Raw genomic sequence first — 1,625 nt, 5'->3', positions numbered from 1 at the left:
AATTCTCTAATGTTGGATTTTCTCTTATCAAATCTCTAATATCAAAATTCCATGAACTATTTTCTTTTTCTAACTTTAAATGTATTTCCTTTTTAACTTTTTCGTTTACAATATATTTGATAATCTTTTCATGTTTATTGTCAATAATTTCTTCCTTAATTGCTCCTCTTAGTAGATATAAATATAGCTTGATATTCTCAATAATATCTCTAATTAAGAAATAACATAATAATATACTTTTTTTATTTAATAAATTTATCAAAAATTGCTTGGAAATAATATAGTTTCTATATGATATTGATTCTGTGTAATTAACTAATATTGAGCTCTTATTTTTAATAATAAGATCATCAACAATTTGATAGTTATTATTATATAATGAATATAAAACATTTACATATCTTATAATTTTTAATGATTTATTGTTCAACTCTATATTTAAATCTTTCAGCACATCATCTAGTATCAAATGTTCTTTTATATCTATCTGCAATGTCATACTTAATGGTAAATTTAAAATATTTATACCAACATGTACTTTTTTCTTTATTAAATCAATTATCTCATCTGCTGTATATTCTTTTTTAAGTCTTATTCTTTCTAAAAATATCTCATCATATAATACTTCAATTTCATCTAATTTCAACATTATCACCAATTTTATTATATCATAAAAGCATTTTTCTTTATACTAATTTAATATTTTCAGTTCTAATAAAAAAGAACTTTAGCATTAAACCAAAATTCTTTTACTTCAATGGTAAACAAGATACTATTTTGCTTTGCCTACATTCTTACCATTCTCACCACCTGCATTTATGTGATTAGATAAAACAATTACATCAGAACTATTTCCAAAAGCGTTTAAAATTCTATTTACTCTTTCATTTCTATCTAAAGTTTCATCTGTATCTCTTGTAATATAAACTGGTACTCCTAGTTGTTTTAATCTATCATAAATGTAGTTAGCAACTTCTAAATTAAAATTTTTTTCGTAAATATTACCATTAACAGCACCTGAATCAACGCCTCCATGGCCAGCATCAACCACTACTTTTTTGATATTGTCATTCATAGTTTCACCTCACAATAAAATATGCAAATAATATGATTGTGTGATATTTACTAACTATTGTTATCTGAACTTTTAATTATGAGCAAAATTATTATTAACTAATTGTTAGTGATTTATTATTTCATTTAACTTATTACGAATTTTCTCTTCCTCATTGCTTCCATTAGTTTTTAGCCTTATCCAAGGAATATTACATTTATCTAAAATGCTATTTTTTAATTGATCTCTTTCATATTGTTTAGTTCCTATTTTGTGATTATCATAGCCATCAACCTCAATTGCCAATATTGGTTTATCACCTATTTTTTTAAATATGTAAAAATCTAAATGCGTATTATGGTGTGATATATATTTTTTTTCAGCCTGTGTTAATTGAGTCTTATCTATAATCAAATCATTTAAGGATTGATGAAAATGAAATTCAAGTTTATCATAATCCTTTAATATTTTTTCTATCAAATAATATATAATATTTTCTGAATCATATTTTAAAATTCTCTTGTGTTTTTTAAAAAATTCAAGCCTTTCTTTTTCATACTGTTTATAAAGT

At 22.8% G+C, this 1,625-nt stretch carries 3 protein-coding genes; all 3 read right to left on the bottom strand.

Going from position 1 to position 1,625, the window contains the following annotated elements; all coding sequences use genetic code 11:
* Positions 1 to 646: hypothetical protein (locus Q0F58_RS19525; RefSeq protein WP_294379761.1), on the bottom strand; the 646-nt coding region annotated here is incomplete at its 3' end.
* Between the two features lie 126 nt (positions 647 to 772).
* A complete protein-coding gene (locus Q0F58_RS19520; protein WP_294379760.1) occupies positions 773 to 1,075 on the bottom strand; it encodes an N-acetylmuramoyl-L-alanine amidase in 303 nt (100 codons plus the stop codon).
* A gap of 105 nt (positions 1,076 to 1,180) precedes the next feature.
* A partial coding sequence (locus Q0F58_RS19515; protein ID WP_294379759.1) for a DUF2726 domain-containing protein occupies positions 1,181 to 1,625 on the bottom strand: 445 nt, incomplete at its 5' end.

The sequence above is a fragment of the uncultured Clostridium sp. genome (assembly GCF_934754915.1).
GTDB lineage: Bacteria > Bacillota > Clostridia > Clostridiales > Clostridiaceae > Clostridium.
This window is presented reverse-complemented; position numbering and strand designations above follow the sequence as displayed.

What these genes read in the sequence shown, in the direction of transcription:
- Q0F58_RS19520 (WP_294379760.1), bottom strand. Translation starts at nt 1,075, where the DNA reads ATGAATGACAATATCAAAAAAGTAGTGGTTGATGCTGGCCATGGAGGC.